This window comes from Dryocola clanedunensis (assembly GCF_038405435.1).
GTDB lineage: Bacteria > Pseudomonadota > Gammaproteobacteria > Enterobacterales > Enterobacteriaceae > Dryocola > Dryocola clanedunensis_A.
In genome coordinates, this window is the sequence record NZ_JBBYHZ010000246.1 from 1 (window position 1) to 511 (window position 511).

The following is a 511-nucleotide window of genomic DNA, read 5'->3' on the forward strand; positions in this document are numbered from 1 at the left end:
GCGCTGTCGAAGGCAAACATCGCGTCGGCTGCCAGCCGCAGCGGCTCGCTCGGCATCGGCGCGGGTGCGGGGGGCGTCGGGGGGCGCGGCGGATCAAGCACGGCCGCACAGGCCTGCGGCTTCCAGTGCGCCGCCTGGGCGATCCCCTTTCCATCGAAGTCGACCTTGAACTGGCAGGTGAAATAGTCCCCGCCCGGGCCGCTGCGGAAGTTGAACAGGTAGTTCCATTCGCGCACGCCCCACATGCCCTCGCCGAAATGCGGGGTGCCCAGCAGGGCGTACAGTTGGCGCTTGCTCATGCCACGGGCGAACAGGCGCAGAGTGTCGACATCCACGAACAGGCCCTCCTTCAACGTGGCTTTGCGGGGATCCGGGAAGTTCGCCGCATCGGTGTCGGCGGTGTCGGCGGTCGCGGTGGACGGTGTGGTGCGTTGTTCGCCGTGGCTGGCGCAGGCGCCCAGCAGCAGCGCCGCCAGGCTCAGGCCCAGTGACCGCAACAGCGGCACCTGGG

At 69.5% G+C, this 511-nt stretch carries 1 protein-coding gene; it reads right to left on the reverse strand.

Features of this window, described 5'->3' with window-relative positions; translation table 11 throughout:
• Positions 1-511 (reverse strand): outer membrane protein assembly factor BamE (locus AAE045_RS24470; RefSeq protein WP_455549879.1); only part of this gene is annotated, 511 nt, incomplete at both ends.